At 60.2% G+C, this 18,335-nt stretch carries 15 protein-coding genes; 11 read left to right on the top strand and 4 right to left on the bottom strand.

Going from position 1 to position 18,335, the window contains the following annotated elements:
* From hisB to ACEQFP_RS00540, 8 genes are all read left to right on the top strand, one after another.
* Entirely contained in the window at positions 1 to 1,080 is a 1,080-nt protein-coding gene (gene hisB, locus ACEQFP_RS00575; RefSeq protein ID WP_370547319.1) for a bifunctional histidinol-phosphatase/imidazoleglycerol-phosphate dehydratase HisB, read from the top strand.
* Positions 1,080 to 1,685, top strand: a complete 606-nt coding sequence (gene hisH, locus ACEQFP_RS00570) for an imidazole glycerol phosphate synthase subunit HisH (protein WP_370547318.1) — start codon at positions 1,080 to 1,082, stop codon at positions 1,683 to 1,685. The genes hisB and hisH overlap by 1 nt, the downstream gene beginning before the upstream one ends.
* Entirely contained in the window at positions 1,682 to 2,419 is a 738-nt protein-coding gene (gene hisA / locus ACEQFP_RS00565) for a 1-(5-phosphoribosyl)-5-[(5-phosphoribosylamino)methylideneamino]imidazole-4-carboxamide isomerase (RefSeq protein WP_109610596.1), read from the top strand. The genes hisH and hisA overlap by 4 nt, the downstream gene beginning before the upstream one ends.
* Positions 2,401 to 3,177, top strand: a complete 777-nt coding sequence (hisF, locus tag ACEQFP_RS00560; RefSeq protein WP_047059491.1) for an imidazole glycerol phosphate synthase subunit HisF — start codon at positions 2,401 to 2,403, stop codon at positions 3,175 to 3,177. The genes hisA and hisF overlap by 19 nt, the downstream gene beginning before the upstream one ends.
* On the top strand, positions 3,171 to 3,806 hold the full coding sequence (gene hisIE, locus ACEQFP_RS00555; RefSeq protein ID WP_035596053.1) for a bifunctional phosphoribosyl-AMP cyclohydrolase/phosphoribosyl-ATP diphosphatase HisIE: 636 nt from the start codon (positions 3,171 to 3,173) through the stop codon (positions 3,804 to 3,806). The genes hisF and hisIE overlap by 7 nt, the downstream gene beginning before the upstream one ends.
* A gap of 275 nt (positions 3,807 to 4,081) precedes the next feature.
* On the top strand, positions 4,082 to 5,242 hold the full coding sequence (locus ACEQFP_RS00550) for a NapC/NirT family cytochrome c (protein ID WP_035602443.1): 1,161 nt from the start codon (positions 4,082 to 4,084) through the stop codon (positions 5,240 to 5,242).
* A complete protein-coding gene (gene torA / locus ACEQFP_RS00545) occupies positions 5,242 to 7,734 on the top strand; it encodes a trimethylamine-N-oxide reductase TorA (protein WP_109610598.1) in 2,493 nt (830 codons plus the stop codon). Before ACEQFP_RS00550 ends, torA begins: the two co-directional genes overlap by 1 nt.
* 146 nt (positions 7,735 to 7,880) lie before the next feature.
* Complete coding sequence (locus tag ACEQFP_RS00540; RefSeq protein WP_005287903.1) at positions 7,881 to 9,095, top strand: sugar efflux transporter; 1,215 nt, start codon at positions 7,881 to 7,883, stop codon at positions 9,093 to 9,095.
* 57 nt (positions 9,096 to 9,152) lie between these two features.
* On the opposite strand, the gene ACEQFP_RS00535 is transcribed toward ACEQFP_RS00540, so the two are convergent.
* Positions 9,153 to 9,407 carry a hypothetical protein gene (locus tag ACEQFP_RS00535; RefSeq protein WP_035595087.1) on the bottom strand — a complete coding sequence of 85 codons (255 nt, stop codon included), beginning with the start codon at positions 9,405 to 9,407 and terminating at the stop codon, positions 9,153 to 9,155.
* 310 nt (positions 9,408 to 9,717) lie between these two features.
* Here ACEQFP_RS00535 and mtr point away from each other — a divergent pair, with 310 nt between their 5' ends.
* Positions 9,718 to 10,968: a tryptophan permease gene (gene mtr, locus ACEQFP_RS00530; RefSeq protein ID WP_370547317.1), complete on the top strand. Its 1,251-nt coding sequence runs from the start codon at positions 9,718 to 9,720 to the stop codon at positions 10,966 to 10,968.
* 194 nt (positions 10,969 to 11,162) lie between these two features.
* On the top strand, positions 11,163 to 11,735 hold the full coding sequence (gene yeiP / locus ACEQFP_RS00525; RefSeq protein WP_370547316.1) for an elongation factor P-like protein YeiP: 573 nt from the start codon (positions 11,163 to 11,165) through the stop codon (positions 11,733 to 11,735).
* A gap of 100 nt (positions 11,736 to 11,835) precedes the next feature.
* Here the strand turns inward: yeiP and uxuA are convergent, their stop codons facing one another.
* Positions 11,836 to 13,026, bottom strand: a complete 1,191-nt coding sequence (gene uxuA / locus ACEQFP_RS00520; RefSeq protein WP_005287915.1) for a mannonate dehydratase — start codon at positions 13,024 to 13,026, stop codon at positions 11,836 to 11,838.
* Positions 13,027 to 13,428: 402 nt separating this feature from the next.
* On the opposite strand from uxuA, the gene ACEQFP_RS00515 reads away from it, so the two are divergent.
* On the top strand, positions 13,429 to 14,901 hold the full coding sequence (locus ACEQFP_RS00515) for a mannitol dehydrogenase family protein (protein ID WP_370547314.1): 1,473 nt from the start codon (positions 13,429 to 13,431) through the stop codon (positions 14,899 to 14,901).
* A 68-nt stretch (positions 14,902 to 14,969) separates the two neighbouring features.
* On the opposite strand, the gene ACEQFP_RS00510 is transcribed toward ACEQFP_RS00515, so the two are convergent.
* Positions 14,970 to 16,550, bottom strand: coding sequence for a methyl-accepting chemotaxis protein (locus ACEQFP_RS00510; RefSeq protein WP_370555228.1), 1,581 nt, complete (start codon positions 16,548 to 16,550; stop codon positions 14,970 to 14,972).
* 174 nt (positions 16,551 to 16,724) lie between these two features.
* Complete coding sequence (locus ACEQFP_RS00505) at positions 16,725 to 18,284, bottom strand: EAL domain-containing protein (RefSeq protein ID WP_005287928.1); 1,560 nt, start codon at positions 18,282 to 18,284, stop codon at positions 16,725 to 16,727.
* Positions 18,285 to 18,335 lie beyond the last annotated feature (51 nt).

Genomic DNA, 18,335 nt, shown 5'->3' with positions numbered 1-18,335 from the left:
ATGGAAAAGTATCTCTTTATCGATCGCGACGGCACCCTGATCGTCGAACCGCCGCAGGACTTTCAGGTCGACCGACTGGATAAGCTGGCGCTGATGCCCAGCGTTATCCCGGCGCTGCTGCGTCTGCAACAGGCTGGTTACCGCCTAGTGATGGTCAGCAACCAGGATGGTTTGGGCAGCGAACGCTTCCCGCAGGCGGACTTCGACGCGCCGCACGATCTGATGATGCAGATCTTCACCTCACAGGGCATCGTCTTCGATCAGGTGCTGATCTGCCCGCATCTGCCGCAAGCCGGGTGCGCCTGCCGTAAGCCGGCCACCGGGCTGGTCGACGCCTATCTGCAACCCGGCATCCTCGATAGCCAGGCCTCATGGGTGATCGGCGATCGCGACAGTGACCTGCAGCTGGCACATAACATGGGGATCAACGGCCTGCGTTACGCCGCCGACCCACAGGAGGGCACTAGCCTCGACTGGCCGCAGATCGCCGAGCGCCTGACCCGCCGCGATCGCCATGCTCGGGTCGAGCGCGTCACTCGCGAGACGGCGATCGTCGCCGAGGTGTGGCTGGATCGCCAGGGCGATAACCATATCCGTACCGGTATCGGCTTCTTCGATCACATGCTGGATCAGATCGCCACCCACGGCGGCCTACGTCTGCGCCTCGAGGCGCAGGGCGATCTGCACATCGACGATCACCACACGGTGGAAGATTGCGGCCTGGCATTGGGTGAGGCGTTACGTGTCGCCTTAGGCGACAAGCGCGGCATCGCCCGTTTCGGTTTCGTCCTGCCGATGGATGAGTGTCTGGCGCGCTGTGCGCTGGATATCTCCGGACGCCCCTACCTCTCCTTCAAGGCGGAGTTCAGCCATCAGCGTGTCGGTGATCTCAGCACCGAGATGGTGGAGCACTTCTTCCAATCGCTCGCCTACGCGATGGGGATCACGCTGCACCTGAAGACCAAGGGTAAGAACGACCATCACCGCGTCGAGAGCCTCTTCAAGGCCTTTGGCCGTACCCTGCGCCAAGCCATCCGCATCGAGGATGACCGCTTACCCAGCTCGAAAGGAGTGCTGTGATGGGCGAAAAATGTAACGTGGTGATCCTGGATACCGGCTGCGCCAACCTGGCCTCGGTCGCGTATGCCCTGCGTCGCCTGGGCTATGACCCGCAGGTGAGTCGCGATCCACGCCGGGTGCTGGCGGCGGACAAGCTGCTGCTGCCCGGCGTCGGTAGCGCCCAAGCGGCCATGGCCCAACTGCGCCAGCGCGATCTGATCGAGTTGATCCGCGCCTGTACCCAGCCGGTGCTCGGCATCTGCCTCGGCATGCAGTTGCTGGCCAGCCGCAGCGCCGAGGGCGACGTCCCCTGCCTCGGACTGATCGATACGGCGGTGGCGCAGATGACCGATACCGGCCTGCCGCTGCCGCACACCGGTTGGAATCAGGTCAGCTCGCGCGCCGGCAATCCGCTGTTCCGCGCGATTCCCGACGGCAGCTACTTCTACTTCGTCCATAGCTACGCCTACCCACTGTGCGCCAACACGCTGGCGCAGTGCGACTACGGCTATACCTTCAGCGCGGCGGTGCAGCGCGACAACTTCTATGGCGTACAGTTTCACCCCGAGCGCTCCGGTCAGGCTGGCGCGCGCCTGTTGAAAAACTTTCTGGAGATGCCGTCATGATCATTCCGGCGTTGGACTTTATCGATGGCAACGTAGTGCGCCTGCATCAAGGGGACTATGGCCGCCAGCGTGACTATGCGGGGGATGCCCTGACCCGCTTGCTGGCCTACCAGGCACAAGGGGCTCAGGCGCTGCACCTGGTCGACCTGAGCGGCGCGCGCGATCCGGCACAGCGTCAGCTAGCGATGCTGACACGCCTATTACAGGCGCTGCACGTGCCGGTCCAGGTCGGTGGCGGTGTGCGCAGCGCCGATGATGTGGCGGCACTGCTCGATGCCGGCGCCGCCCGGGTGGTGATTGGCTCGACGGCGGTGCGTCAGCCCGACGAGGTGGCCCGCTGGTTTGCCCGCTTCGGCGCCGAGCGGCTGGTGCTGGCGCTGGATGTCCGCATCGGCGCGGACGGCGAGAAACGGGTGGCCGTCAGCGGTTGGCAGGAGGACTCCGGCGTTACCCTGGAGCAGATGGTCGATCGTTTCCTACCACTGGGACTGCAACACGTGTTATGTACCGACATCGCCTGCGACGGCACGCTACAAGGCGCCAACGTGGCGCTCTATCGCCAGATCTGCACGCGTTACCCGCAGGTGGCGTTCCAATCCTCCGGCGGCATCGGCGGATTAGCCGACATCGCCGCGCTACGCGGTAGCGGCGTACAGGGGGTGATCGTCGGGCGGGCGTTGTTGGAAGGAAAAATGAGTGTCGAGGAGGCTATCGCATGCTGGCAAAACGCATAATTCCCTGCCTAGACGTACGCGACGGCCAGGTCGTTAAGGGCGTTCAGTTCCGTAATCACGAGATCATCGGCGACATCGTACCGCTGGCGCAGCGCTACGCCGCCGAGGGGGCCGATGAGCTGGTGTTCTATGACATCACCGCCTCCGCCGATGGGCGCACGGTCGATAAGCGTTGGGTCGCCCGTGTCGCCGAGGTGATCGATATCCCCTTCTGCGTCGCCGGCGGCATCCGCAGCGTCGAGGAGGCCGGGCAGATCTTGAGCTATGGGGCCGATAAGATCTCCATCAACTCACCGGCCCTGGCCGATCCGACGCTGATCTCACGTCTGGCGGATCGCTTTGGGGTACAGTGTGTGGTGGTGGGCATCGATACCTGGCACGACACCACCAGCGACAGCTATCAGGTCTACCAATTTACCGGCGACGAGACGCGAACCCGCGCCACCACCTGGCAGACCGAGGCCTGGGTGCAGGAGGTACAACGCCGGGGTGCCGGCGAGATCGTCCTCAATATGATGAATCAGGATGGGGTACGCAACGGCTACGATCTACGTCAGTTGGCACAGATGCGTGCCGTCTGTCAGGTGCCGCTGATCGCCTCCGGCGGCGCGGGTACGGCGCAACATTTCCTAGAGGCCTTCAACCAGGCCGATGTCGACGGCGCCCTGGCCGCCTCGGTATTCCATAAACAGATTATTCAAATCGGTGAACTCAAGCGCTATCTGGCGCTCAACGGTGTGGAGATTCGACTGTGTTGACTCAAGGTTTTCTTTCGCAACAACAAAAAGAGCGGCTGGATTGGAATAAGGTCGAGGGAATGATGCCGGCCATCGTGCAGCATGCCGCTTCCGGCCAAGTGCTGATGCTGGGCTACATGACGCCGGAGGCGTTGGAACAGACCGAGCGCAGCGGCAAGGTCACCTTCTATTCGCGCAGCAAGCAGCGCCTGTGGACCAAGGGGGAAACCTCCGGCCATGTGCTGAATGTGGTCAGCATCACGCCGGACTGCGATCGCGATACGTTACTGGTGCTGGCCGAGCCGCAGGGACCGACCTGCCACCTCGGCACGGACAGCTGTTTCGACCCCGCCACCCCGCAATGGCTCTTCCTCTATCAGTTAGAGCAGTTGCTGGCGGCGCGTAAGCACGCCGATCCGCAAAGTTCCTACACCGCGCGCCTCTACGCCAGCGGCACCAAACGCATCGCCCAGAAGGTCGGTGAAGAGGGCGTCGAGACGGCGCTGGCCGCCACCGTGCAGGACCGCGACGAGCTGGTCAACGAGGCCTCCGATCTGGTCTACCATCTGCTGGTGCTGCTTCAGGATCAGCGTCTATCGCTGGGTGACGTCATCGACTGCCTATCTCAGCGCCACGCCCGCCGCCCTTAATCTCACCCGACGCCGCTACGGCGGCGTCCTCCCCCCTCCCCGCTGGCGTCTCCTCCCCTGAGGTAATCGGGGTGTGAACGTGCTGTATCCGTGGGTTAATGACCGATACAAAAAGCGTCTGCCCGCTCACGAAACCCATCTTTCGACCGCAATTCAACAGAGTAGATAGCACTAATCGTAATATGATTAATTAGGAAAAAGTGTAACGCCGACGTGTTACACGCGGCGTGTTATGGCAAGTGTTACCCCTCTCTCATAATAATAAGGTCCATTCTATGAGCAATCGTTATCCCGCCTCTGGGCGACATCGGCGTTGGCCGTGGTTACTGCTGCTGGGCGTGATCCTCGGCATCATCCTGGTCGCCGCCAGCTTCACCGTGCTACATAAGACCAGTAGCACCGAGTTCTGCGTCTCCTGTCACACCATGCAACAACCGCTGGCCGAATATCAGGGCAGTGTCCACTTCCAGAATAAACCCGGCATCCGCGCCGACTGCGCCGACTGCCACGTCCCGCAACAACCTCTCGACTTCCTGAAAACCAAGGTGTTGGCGCTGAAGGATGTCTATGGTGAACTCACCGGGAAGATCGACACCCCCGAGAAGTACCAGGCCCACAAGCTGGCCATGGCGCAAAGCGTCTGGAACACCATGAAGGCCAACGATTCGGCGACCTGCCGCTCCTGCCACAGCTACCAGGCGATGGATATCATCGATCAGAGCCCGGAAGCACGTCAGCAGCACCCGGTGGCGATCAAGCAAGGTGAAACCTGTATCGATTGCCATAAGGGTGTCGCTCATATTCTGCCGGATATGAGCGCCTTGACGGCCGCCGGCGCCAACGAACTGGCCGCCGCCGCCGCCCAGACACCGGCCAGCGCCCACACCCTGTACGCCATCGCCACCCAACCGTTCTTCCTGAGCCCGAACAGCGGCGCGCACGACGATGGTAGCCTGATGCCGTCGACCGCCATCCGCGTCCTGCAACGCCAGGGCGAGATGATCCAAGGCGAACTCAATGGCTGGCAACAGGATGGCGTCAACCAGGTGATCTACGATGCCCAAGGCAAACGCATTCTGGCGGCATTGCTGGGTGAGGCCGCGCGTAAGCAGGTGAAAGTCCTGTCGAGCGAGACCGATGCGGCGACGGGATTGATCTGGCATCGCGTCAGCCTCGCCGTCTGGCTGCCGAAGGCCAAACTGATCGGCAGTGAGCAACCCATCTGGCGCTATGCCGCCACGATGATGTCCGACAACTGCACCGGCTGTCACGGCCTCACCGCGTTGGATCGGTTCAACGCCAACCAATGGATCGGGGTGGTCAAGGGCATGGCCTCACGCACCTCGTTGAATGAAGAACAGCTGCGCCTACTGACCCAATATGTCCAAAAACACGCCAGCGATATGTCTGCCGATCGTGCCGAGGAGACGAAGTGATGAATAAGAAAACCGCCCCCACCGCCGCGCCGCTGCGCGTCTCACGCCGTCATTTCCTCGCCGGTGGCGCCGCCCTGCTCGGCGCACCGCTACTGGCCGGACTGTGGCCCAAGTCGGCGCTGGCGCAGGCCATCAGCCTGGCGTTGCCGCAGTTTACCGCCCTGCAGCCGGCCCAAAAGGGGCCGTTGACCGGCGCCCACTGGGGGGCCTTCGAGGCCATCGTGAGCGACGATCGGATGGTCGGCGTACGAGCGGTCAGCGACGATCCCTACCCCAACGAGCTGATCACCATGGCCCCCTATCAGGTCCATGCCGCCAACCGCATCAAGTACCCGATGGTGCGTAAGCATTACCTGGAGGGGGGGCCGCAGAATGGCCATCCCGAGCTACGTGGCTGCGACGAGTGGGTTCGCGTCAGCTGGGATCAGGCGCTCACCTTGGTCAGCGACCAGATCACCCGCCTGCAACGCCAGTATGGCCCGCAATCCATCCACGCCGGCTCCTATGGCTGGAAGAGCGTTGGCATGTTGCATAATAGCCGTACCCTGTTGCAACGCCTGATGAACCTCAGCGGCGGCTTCCTCGGCTACGCCGGTGACTACTCGACCGGCGCGGCGCAGGTCATCATGACCCACGTGGTCGGCTCGATGGAGGTCTACGAGCAGCAAACCGCCTGGCCCAACGTGATCGAGCACAGCGAGCTGGTGGTGCTCTGGGGCTGTAACCCCATGATCACCCTGGAAAACAGCTGGAATATGCCCGACCATGTCGGCCAGACCGGCTTCGAGGCGTTGAAGAAGAAGGGCACGCGTATCATCAGTATCGATCCGGTACGCAGCGCCAGCACCACCCAGCTCAACGCCGAGTGGATCGCCCCGCACCCCTACACCGACGCGGCGATGCTACTCGGTATCGCCCACACCCTGATGAGCGAGAAGCTGCACGATCGCGACTTCCTCGCCACCTATACCGTCGGCTTCGATCGTTTCGCCGACTACCTGAATGGTAAGGATGATGGCGTCGTCAAGGATGCCGCCTGGGCGGCGGCCATCAGTGGCGTCGAGGCCGAAACCCTGCGCCAGTTGGCACGAGACATGGCTCGTCAGCGCACCATGATCATGGCGGGCTGGGGGATCCAGCGCCAGCATCACGGCGAACAACCTCACTGGCTGCTGGTCACCGTGGCCGCCATGCTTGGCCAAATCGGCCTGCCTGGCGGTGGCTTCGGCTTTAGCTATCACTACTCCTCCGGCGGTAGCCCCACGGCGCGCGGCGGCATCTTGTCGGGGATCTCGGCGGGGAATGCGCCGAAGAACAGTCCGACGCCTATTCCGGTGGCACGCATCGCCGATTGCCTAGCCAACCCGGGCAAGACCATCGACTTTAACGGCGGCAAGGTTACCTATCCCGATGTGAAGATGGTGTATGTCGCCGGGGGCAACCCCTTCGGCCACCATCAAAATACCAACAACCTGATCGAAGCCTGGCGTCGGCCGGAGACCATCGTGGTCAACGAACCTTACTGGACCGCCACCGCCAAGTACGCCGACATCGTGTTGCCCGCCACCACCAGCTATGAACGTAACGATCTGGAGATGGGCGGTGACTACTCCCAGCTGTATGTATTCCCGATGCATCAATGCGTTCCACCGCAACACGAGGCACGTAACGACTTCGCCATCTTCGCGGGGCTGGCAGAGAAGCTTGGGGTCCTGGAGGCCTTCACCGAGGGTAAGGATGAACAGCAATGGCTGAAAGGAATGTACGATGGCATGGCGGCGCAGGCACGCAACGCGCGCGTCGCCCTGCCGCCATTCGATATGTTCTGGGCGTCCAACAACTACATCCGCTTCCCGATCCCGCCGGCCAACAAGGAGTGGGTGCGCTACGCCGATTTCCGCGCCAACCCGCTGCTCAACCCACTCGGGACACCGTCCGGCAAGATCGAGATCTACTCGGATACCATCGCCGCGATGAACTACCCCGACTGCAAGGGATTACCTAGCTGGATGCCACCCTATGAGTGGTATCAAAGCGAGGTGGCTCAACGCTTCCCGCTCTCGCTGAGTACCGCGCACGCCGTCAACCGTCTGCACTCCCAGCTGGACAACACCCCGCTGCGTGAGAAGTATGCCGTCGCCAATCGTGAGGCGATCCTGATCCATCCGCAGGATGCCAAGGCACGTGGCATCGCCGACGGCGATCTGGTACGCGCCTGGAACGATCGTGGTCAGATCCTGGTCGGCGCCATCGTCACCCAGGATATCCGCCCCGGGGTCGTGCGTATCAGCGAAGGGGCCTGGTTCGATCCGGCCGATCCGGCAAAGCCCGGTTCGCTGTGTCGAAACGGCAACGTCAACTGCCTGACCTTCGATATCGGCTCCTCTCGCCTGGCCCAGGGTAACTGTGGCCATATGGCGCAGTTGGAGATCGAGAAGTTCCAGGGCACCCCTCCGGCCAATACCGCACATGACGTGCCGCGCGGCGCCTAACGCCGGCACGACGCGTTAATCCCACCGTCTGACGGCGCCTGCAACGGGCGCCGTCGCATATTGAAATCCCTTTTCATTTATCTAGAAGGTGCGTAACATGCGCGCCAAATACCCCCTTACTTTCTCAGCTTATTAGCGGTTGATCCATGCTCACTCTTGCCCGCGCCCTCACTCGACGACTCCCCGATCGTACCGGCAGCGCCTTCTTGATCGTCGCGTTTCTCACCGGGATCGCCGGGGCGCTTCAAACCCCGACGCTCAGCCTGTTCCTCTCCAGCGAGGTCACGCAGAGTCCGCTGCTGGTCGGCCTGTTTTATACTGGCAGCGCCGTGATCGGCATCATCGTCAGTCAAGGGCTCGCCAGCCTCTCGGATCGGCGCGGCGATCGTAAGCGACTAATCCTGGGATGCTGCCTCTTGGGAGCCCTCGGCTGCCTCCTGTTCGCCTACAACCGCAACTACACCCTGTTATTGGTGGTCGGGGTATGCCTAACCAGTTTCGGCTCCACCGCCAACCCGCAGATGTTCGCCCTGGCGCGCGAGTATGCCGATCGCAGCGGCAAGGAGGCGGTGATGTTCAGCTCCATCCTGCGCGCCCAGATCTCCCTGGCCTGGGTGATTGGCCCACCGCTGGCCTTCGCCATGGCCTTGGGCTGGGGCTTCACCTTGATGTATCTGGCCGCGACCCTCACCTTTCTATTATGCGCCGCCATCGTGTGGCGCTGGCTGCCGACGATGCCGCGAGCGGCGGAAACCCCGCGCGGCGGCGCCCAGGCTCCACGCCGTAATCGCCATCAGACGCTGCTGCTGCTGATCTGCGCCACCTTAATGTGGACCTGCAATAGCATGTATCTAATCAATATGCCGCTCTATATCAGCCATCAGCTGCAACTCCCGGAGCGGCTGGCCGGCTTGATGATGGGCAGCGCCGCCGGGCTAGAGATCCCGACGATGCTGATCGCCGGCGTCTATGCCAAACGGTTGGGGAAACGGCGCCTGATGCTACTGGCGCTGGCGGCCGGGGTGCTGTTCTACGCGGGATTATGCTGGATCACCCATCCCTGGGCCCTGCTGGCTCTGCAACTGCTGAATGCGGTGTTTATCGGTATCTTGGCGGGGATCGGCATGCTGTACTTCCAGGATCTGATGCCGGGACAGGCGGGCTCGGCCACCACGCTGTTCACCACCAGCGGACGTATCGGCTGGATCATCGCCGGTTCGATCGCCGGGGTCCTGGCCGAATGGTGGAACTACTCGGCGGTATTCCCGGTGTCGCTGCTGATGCTCTTCGCCGCCAGCGCTTGCATGCTGAAGATGAAGAGCGATCGTCAACTCACGGACAATTCGACATCGGCGCCCTAAACCGGGCGCCTATCGGGGAACACGTGGCGATGGACTCGCCCGCGCGGTGGCGCCGACTCAGGGTGCGGTGGCGCGCTCCAAGGCGCCCAGATAAGCCAACGCCGCCTCACGATCCGCGCCGCACATCTCGGCGCAGGGCTTAAGCTGGCCACACACCGCCGGGCGCTGTGCGGAGTGAAATAGCCGACAACGCAACGCCTCATCCAACTGTGGACACGGCATCGCCGCTGGCTTGCCCTGCGGCAACCCCGGGATCGGGCTGGATATCGACGGGGCGATACAACAGGCGGCACACGCGGCGCGGCACTCCATCATTGATGACTTCTCCTCTCCGCCTCGGGCGGTCGATGCTAGGGGCGCACACCCGATGGGCGGCCAGGACCGATGCGGCGCAGAAAAAATCGGCGCTCGGCTCGGCGGGGCGCTTACCCTAACAAAGCCGCGCCGCGTCGGCTAGCCCCGCCGGTGAAAAAAACGTCATGGCCGCCTTTTCAGCGGCCCGGTCGCGACTCCTCCTCTACCCCATCGGGTTTTCTTTCTCTACACGTCGATTCTCCGGTTTACTTTCTATGCGCCGCATCGTACCATTGCGCTAGTACATAAGAATCCACAGGAGTCACCGATGACCATGGAGCAGACCTTGACCACCTCGTTGCAGCGCCCCTCAATCTTGGGCGGAGCGATGATCATCGCCGGAACCGCCGTTGGCGCCGGTATGTTTTCCATTCCCGTCGTCACCGCCGGGGTGTGGTTCAGCCTCTCCGCCATCCTGTTACTCATCACCTGGGCCTGCATGTACCTATCCGGTCTGATGATCCTGGAGAGCAACCTGCACTACCCGGCGGGAGCCAGCTTCCATACCATGGTGGGCGATCTGTTGGGCAAGGGTTGGAATAGTCTCAACGGGCTGTCCATCGCCTTCGTGCTGTATATCCTGACTTATGCCTATATCTCCGCCGGCGGTTCGATCATCACCCATACGCTGGCACCGTTGGTCGAGGTTGGCCAGCCGTTGGCCGGTGGGGTCTTCGCCCTGTTAGTCGGGTTCATCGTCTGGCTGTCGACGCGGGCGGTGGATCGCCTGAGCACCGTGCTCATCGGCGGGATGGTGATCACCTTCCTGCTGTCGACCGGTGATATGTTTACCCATGTCGATCCCGCCATCTTGTTCGATCGCGGCGACGAACAGGCCAGTTACCTGCCCTATGCATTGGCCGCGATGCCCTACCTGCTGACCTCGTTTGGCTACCATGGCAACGTGCCGGGGCTGGTCAAGTATTACAACAAGGATAGTCGCGCGGTGGTGCGTAGCCTGCTGTACGGCACCCTGATCGCCTTGGTGATCTACCTCTTCTGGCAGTATGTGATCCAGGGCAACATCAGCCGGGCGGCCTTCCGCCAGATCATCGCCGAGGGTGGTAACATTGGCAGCCTGCTCAAGCAGATGGGCAGCGTCGCCAGCAGCCCGTTAGTGACGCAGTTGCTGAACGCCTTCTCCTATATGGCTCTGGCCAGCTCCTTCCTCGGCGTCTCTCTGGGGCTGTTCGACTACATCGCCGACATGCTGAAGTTTACCGATACACCGAGTGGGCGGGCCAAGAGCGCGTTGATCACCTTCGTGCCGCCGACCATCGGCGCGCTGCTGTTCCCCAATGGCTTCCTGTATGCCATCGGCTTCGCTGGCCTGGCGGCCACCATCTGGGCGGTGATCGTCCCGGCGCTAATGGCGCACGCCAGCCGCCGCCGCTTCCCGCAAGCGCACTATCGCGTGCCGGGCGGCATCGCGGTCATCGTCTTGGTGATCGGCTTTGGCCTGCTCAACGCCATCGCCCATATTCTGTCTCTGTTCAATCTGTTACCAATCTACCGCTAAACGACTCGCGCCCCGTTCTCCGGGGCGCCTCTTTTCCCGTCGAGGCCACTTTTTCCGCCGCCTCCCCTTGCCTGAAACGCGGTGTACGGGTAGTGTGTCGCCACCTGACTGCCTCCCGCCGTATCGCCAGTGGTATCCGTAACGGATGGGAGCGCGGCCGAATAACCCCGCTGTTTTTTTAAGGTATTGCAATCATGGCCAGAGCTAACGAAATCAAACGCGGTATGGCGGTAAACTACAACGGTAAGCTGCTGTTGGTCCGCGATATTGATATCCAGTCCCCCAGCGCACGCGGCGCGGCGACCCTGTACAAAATGCGTTTCTCCGACGTGCGTACCGGGCTGAAAGTGGAAGAGCGCTTTAAAGGCGACGATCTGCTGGAGACCATCACCCTGAGCCGTCGTCCCGTCACCTTCTCTTACATCGACGGCGACGAGTATGTGTTTATGGATGACGAAGACTACACCCCGTACACCTTCAAGAAAGAGCAGATCGAAGAAGAGCTGCTGTTTATCCCGGAAGGCGGCATCCCGGGGATGCAGGTGCTGACCATGGAAGGCCAGGTGCTGGCACTCGAACTGCCGCAGACCGTCGACATGGAAATCATCGAGACCACTCCGAGCATCAAGGGTGCCTCCGCCAGTGCGCGTACCAAGCCGGCTACCCTGCCAACCGGGCTGGTCGTCCAGGTACCGGAGTATCTGAGCAACGGCGAGAAGATCCGTATTCACGTCGAAGAGCGTCGCTTTATGGGCCGCGCCGACTAAGTCGCCGCCCATGCGGCAGGTGACGCCGCTCGGTACGCAACAGGGGGGACGCATCGCGTCCCCCCTGTTGGTTATCTCATGCGCCAAGGCGCCGAGCGCATCACTTCATCTGCGGGAAGTAGACACGTTTAATCGCCAGCTCGACACCGCGAACCTCGGCCAACCCCTTTAGGCGCCCGATGGCGGAGTAGCCCGGGTTGGTCTTCTTCTTCAGATCGTCCAGCATCTGGTGACCATGGTCCGGACGCATCGGAATCGGACGCAGATCGCCCGCCTGCTGACGACGCTGCTCTTCCGTCAGGATCGCCTTGACCACGGCGAACATGTCGACATCCCCCTGAAGATGCGCCCCTTCATGGAAGCTCTTCGGGTTATCTTCGCGGCAGGTGGCGCGCAGATGAGTGAAGTGAATACGATCGCCGAAGCGTTCGATCATCTCCACCAGATCGTTATCGGCCCGCACGCCGTAGGAACCGGTGCACATGGTGAACCCGTTGTAGATGCTGTCGACCGTCTCTTTCAGCCACTGCATGTCTTCGATTGTCGAGACGATACGCGGTAGGCCGAGGATCGGACGCGGCGGATCATCCGGATGTACCGCCAGGCGTAGACCACAGGCCTCGGCCACCGGGACAATCTCACGCAGGAAATGAGCCATATGCTCACGCAGCTGCGCCTTGTCGATGCCATCATATTCGGCCAGGCGGGCACGAAACTGATCCAGGGTATAACCCTCTTCCGCTCCCGGCAATCCGGCGATGATGTTGCCCGTCAGCTTGGCCACCTCGGCCTCACTCATCGCGTCGAAGTAGGCCTTGGCCTGGCGCTGCTCTTCCGCGCTGTAATCCTGTTCGGCACCCGGACGCTGCAAGATATGCAGTTCGAAGGCGGCGAAGGCGATCTGGTCGAAACGCAGGGCCTTGGAGCCATCCGGCATCAGAAACTCCAGATCGGTACGCGTCCAGTCCAATACCGGCATGAAGTTATAGCAGACGGTATCGATGCCACAGGCCGCCAGATTACGCAGGCTCTGTTTGTAATTGTCGATATGACGCTGATAGTCACCCGTCTGCGTCTTGATCTCTTCGTGAACCGGAACACTCTCTACCACCGACCAGGTCAATCCCTTTTCAGCCAGCATCGCCTTACGCTGCTCGATCTCCTCGACACTCCACACTTCGCCGTTCGGAATATGGTGCAACGCCGTCACGACGCCGGTCGCGCCAGCCTGGCGGACATCATCAAGGGAAACCGGATCGTTCGGGCCATACCAACGCCAAGTTTGTTCCATCTACTGTTACCTTCTGCGGTGTGTTAACGGGTACTGCTCTGACGGGTCAGACAGATTTCACGATTCACGGCCATCGCCGGCACAATCTGTCATACCAAATCGTCACAGATATCACTCAGCTTTACCCTGACGCATCCCGATGCGCCTGTCAAAAGCGAAAGTCTCATTGGTTGATCCGCCTCACGATTATCGGGGAATTTTGGACTAACCAATTTGATTTTCTGTCATATCAATTTAGACTGCAAGCCCATGTGATGCTGTCTGACCACCCTGTGAATGCGTGTGGGCTTAGCGCGATTCAGGTGACGGCTCTCGATAAAGTGGTCTAACACCTTTGCGTATTGCTATGAAACAGGCCGCCCATGCGGTGCTGCTTCACTCATCCATTAGATGGAGCTCCGAATGAAAAACCTCGCCAACCATACATTACCGGCCGATGTGCAGCGTCCCAGCTACGATCGCAGCGCCCTGAAGTCCCGTATCGTACACCTAGGCTTTGGCGCCTTTCACCGTGCGCATCAAGCCTTATTGACCGATCGCGTCTTGAATAAGCAAGGCGGTGACTGGGGATACTGTGAGGTGAACCTGATCGGCGGGGAGGCCTTGATCGAGCAATTGCGCCAGCAGGATCATCTCTATAGCGTGCTGGAGAAGGGCGCTAGCCACAATCAGGCGATCGTGGTCGGCGCGGTGCATGAGTCGCTGCACGCCACCCTCGATGGCATCGAGGCGGTGGTCGAGAAGATGGCCGAGCCGCAGGTCGCCATCGTCTCTCTGACGGTCACCGAAAAAGGGTACTGCATCGAGCCGGGTAGCGGACGCTTGGACCTGAACAACCCGTTGATCCAGGCCGATCTGGCCACGCCGCACCAACCCGCCTCCGCCCCTGGCGCCATCGTTGAGGCGCTGCGCCTACGTCGTGAGCGCGGCCTCGCCCCCTTTACCGTACTCTCCTGCGACAACATCCCGGAAAACGGCCATGTGGTGAAGAATGCGGTATTGGATCTGGCCCAGGCGCGTGACCCGCAACTGGCCGCCTGGATCGACGCCAATGTCACCTTCCCCAGCACCATGGTCGATCGCATCGTACCGGCGGCCACCGCCGAGACGCTGGCGGAGATCCATACGGCACTGGGCGTCGACGACCCGTGTGGCATCGCCTGTGAACCCTTTATTCAGTGGGTGGTCGAGGATAATTTCGTCGCCGGTCGCCCCGAGTGGGAGATCGCCGGCGCCGAGTTGGTCAGCGATGTGCTGCCCTACGAGGAGATGAAGCTACGCATGCTTAACGGTAGCCACTCGTTCCTCGCCTACCTGGGGTATCTGGCAGGCTATCAACACATCAATGACTGCATGGAGGATGGCGCCTACCGTCAAGATGCCCATCGTCTGATGCTGCAAGAGCAGGCGCCAACCCTGAGCGTCAGCGGCGTCGATCTGGCACGCTACGCCGCGTTGCTGATCGACCGTTACAGCAACCCCTCTCTGAAGCACCGTACCTGGCAGATCGCCATGGACGGCACCCAGAAGCTACCGCAACGCATGCTGGACTCCATCCGCTGGCATCTGGCGCACGATAGCGCCTTCCCTTGCCTGGCGCTGGGCGTGGCCGGTTGGATGCGTTACGTCGGAGCTATCGATGATGCCGGGCAGCCGATCGACGTGCGCGACCCGATGGCGGAAACCCTGAAGCAGTGCGTAGCCAACAGCGCCGACGGCGCAGAGCGTGTCCAGGCGCTGCTGGGCGTCAGCGCGGTCTTCGGTGACGCGCTGCCGCAAGAGTCCCGCTTTGTCGAGGCGGTGACCGCCGCCTACCTGTCACTGATGCAGCAGGGCGCGGCGCAGAGCTGTGCCGATCTGGCCGCTCAAGCATAAAAAAAGGCCGTCTTTGGACGGCCTCGCGTTCTCCTCGCAGGCCCCCTCCGGGGCCTGCGTTTCGCCGCTTACACGGCCGGCAACGTTTTGCTCCCCTCGCTAACGGTAAATGTCGCGACCATTTCAGTCAGCACCTTGGCCTGATCCTCCAGGACATGGGAGGCGGCGGTGGACTCCTCCACCAGCGTCGCATTCTGTTGCGTCACGGTATCCATCTGGTTGATGGCCTGGTTTATCTGGACAATCCCCCGACTTTGCTCCTCTGCACTGTCCGAGATCTCCCCCAAGACCGCAGAGAGATGGGTGATCGAATTAATGATATTCTCCATCGTAGAACCGGCCGCCGAGACGCTGGCGCTGCCTTGGTTCACCTTCTCCACCGAGGCGGAAATCAGGCTATTAATCTCCTTCGCCGCCTGAGCGCTGCGCTGGGCCAGATTGCGAACCTCGCTGGCTACCACGGAGAAGCCCCGCCCCTGATCCCCCGCGCGAGCGGCCTCAACCGCCGCATTCAGCGCCAGGATATTGGTCTGAAACGCAATGCTGTCAATGACACTGGTGATCGACGAGATATGTTGGGAGTTAGCGGAAATCGCCTCCATGGTCTTAACGACATCCGTAATCGCATGGCCGCCCGACACCACTGTCTTCGCCGCCTCATTGGCCAGCTGCGCCGCGTTGCGTGAGTTATCGCTATTCTGATTCACGATAGAGGTAATTTGCTCCATGCTGGCGGCCGTCTCCTCTAACGCCGCCGCCTGTTGTTCGGTTCTCGACGCAAGATTGCTCCCACCGGAGGAAATCTCGCCAGCCCCCGAATAAATCACCTCGGCACTGCCTCTCACAGAGATAACAATATCCCGTAACGCCCGCTGCATCTCGGCCAGATGGCTGGACAAAACCTGCATTTCACTTTTACCCTGACAGGCGATACGCTGCGTCAAATCCCCGCGGGCAATGTATTGAATATGGCGAATGACGATCTGCAACGGCAGTAGCATCGCTTTTTTCACCGAGAGCCAACATATCAACAGGCAAAGCAGGGATAACATACCGACCAGCGATAATACCCACTTCATCACCAGACAATCATGTTGACTCTTACTGACGCCCTGATGCATGAGTCGATCATGTTGCTCCTGCCAGGCATTATAGGCATGCTGTGTCGCAATATTCAGATCGACCAGTTTCTCATTCAGCGCCATCGCCTGCTGGATATCATTTTGCTTTAAAAATGAATAGATTTGAGAAACAATGGTGAGATACTGACTGAAATTATTATTTACCCGATTAACCACATCGGCCGATAAACCATCAACATCAGGAATATCTTTATATGCCAGGTAGTTGCGGCGAGCTTCAGCGATCCGCCGTTCCGCTCGGTCTGAGAGGCCTTGCACCTTCTCCTGATCAAACTTTACTGCCGTAACCTGATTTAACGCCTCGCGTAAACTCGAGCGCGCCTGAATTAAATTGATCCAGGCTTCGCTGAAGAACATGACATTACGCCGTGACTGATAATTTTCCTGTATGTGATCATCATCGTTATTAATTACATTATAAAAAATACAGAATGAGATCGCCTGAATTGAAAAAATCGCAACGATTATTATCGGAATTAATGTTGCTATTTTTACCTTAGAAAACATAAGAACGGATTTTCCTGTCGCCGATTATTTATTAAGTAAGCGTTATCGGCACGCGCATCACTTTCTTTATCAGTTTTTTTGAAAATATAAAATATGTCTACAATGCATACAGCCAAATAATGGCTGTAGAAATAGACCGCTCGGTGATAATAACTAGTGAAATAACATTTTATGTTATTTCATCGCCTGAGTTGGCGCATTAGCTAACCAATGCTGGGTAAAATCCGTGAGAGATGATGGACGACCGAACCAATAACCCTGCAAGAAATCCAGATGGTAAGCGCGTAAATGCTGTAGCTGTGGCTCCGACTCCACCCCTTCCGCTAACGTCACCATGTTGAGACGCTTCGCCAAAGTGATCACCGTATCCACAATATGCTCGGATAACGCGTCGCTCCCGATCATCCGCACGAAGCTCTGATCGATCTTCAAGATATCAAACGGGTAACGCTGTAGATAAGCCAGGCTCGAGTGCCCGGTACCGAAGTCATCCAGCGCCAGCTGCACCCCTAATGCGCGTAACTCATCGAAGATACGCTCCGTCAACGCGCCATCGGGCACCCGCTGACGCTCCGTCAGCTCCAACACCAGCTGAATCGGGTTCTCTTGGAAGGCGGCGAGGAAACGACGACACTCCTCGACCAGGCTGAGATCGTTAAAATGGCTGGCGCTGATGTTAAAACCGAAGTGAAAATCTGCCGGTAAACTTTTGCAGCGAGGAGCAAAATAGTCACTGACCTGCTGCATCATGTCACGCGTCATCGCGACGATAAGCCCGCTATCCTCCGCCAAGGGAATGAAGTTATTCGGTGGGATCAGCCCCAACTGGGGATGCTGCCAACGCATCAGGATCTCACAGCCGACCAGACGCTCATCCTGACCACTGACGACCGGTTGGATGTAGGGGATGAACTGATGACGACGCAACGCCTCACGCAAGTAGGCCACCGGGCTATTCACCTGCCCCGCCAGACGGTAGGTCACCACACCAAACACGATGGCGAGGCCCAAGAACAGCACCAGGCTGCCGCGCGAGTAATCCAAAATATAGGCCCAGTGGCTGTTGACCGGGATCGTCGTCACCACCGAGACGGCATAATGGGGGGCCTGCTGCACGATGCGCCGCCCCTCCACCGGCGGCAGCGCCGCGATCACCTGGCCGCGCGCATCCATCCAACGATCGCCGATATGCAGATACAGCGGGGTCGGCTCACTCAACGAACGCAAAATATTGCGCAGATAGTAGCCATCGATCCCAACTAATACACTGCTATTCTCCGGCCCCGGTGTACTGAACACCAACAGGGAGCGGTTCGGCGTCAGCTGATTATTCGGCATCAGGGTCAAGCGATGCTCGCTGTAGCGATCATGACCAAGTTTACGTTGGGTGGCGCCATACAACGACGAACAGTAGATGGTGCTGTCTCGCGCCAGGTTGACCGAGCGCACGTCGGGCACCGTGGTCACTTGGAAGGCCAACGCGGCGTGTACCGTGGCATCACAGGGTTGTCCGGCATAGCGTAACACCGCATCGGAAGCCAGGCGGGCATTGCCCAGCGCCTCCTCGATCTGCCCCAAGGCCAGCGTAATGCGTTGATGCGCCGAATTACTCAAGCCACGCGAGGCCTGCCAGGAGACGGTGATCACCGCCAATAGCAACACCATCCCTACCGCACCCGCAGACAGCAGCGGGCGGAAATAACCGCGCCAACGCTCAGTGCCCAGTTGCGTCATTCCGCTATGCCTCGCTTTTGCCCGACGCGCCATACGGCCCGCCGCTCCCTG

This window comes from Edwardsiella sp. A.80236 (genome assembly GCF_044540725.1).
Lineage (GTDB): Bacteria > Pseudomonadota > Gammaproteobacteria > Enterobacterales > Enterobacteriaceae > Edwardsiella > Edwardsiella tarda.
The sequence above is the reverse complement of the archived record's forward strand: the minus strand, read 5'-3'. Positions and strand labels throughout refer to the sequence as shown.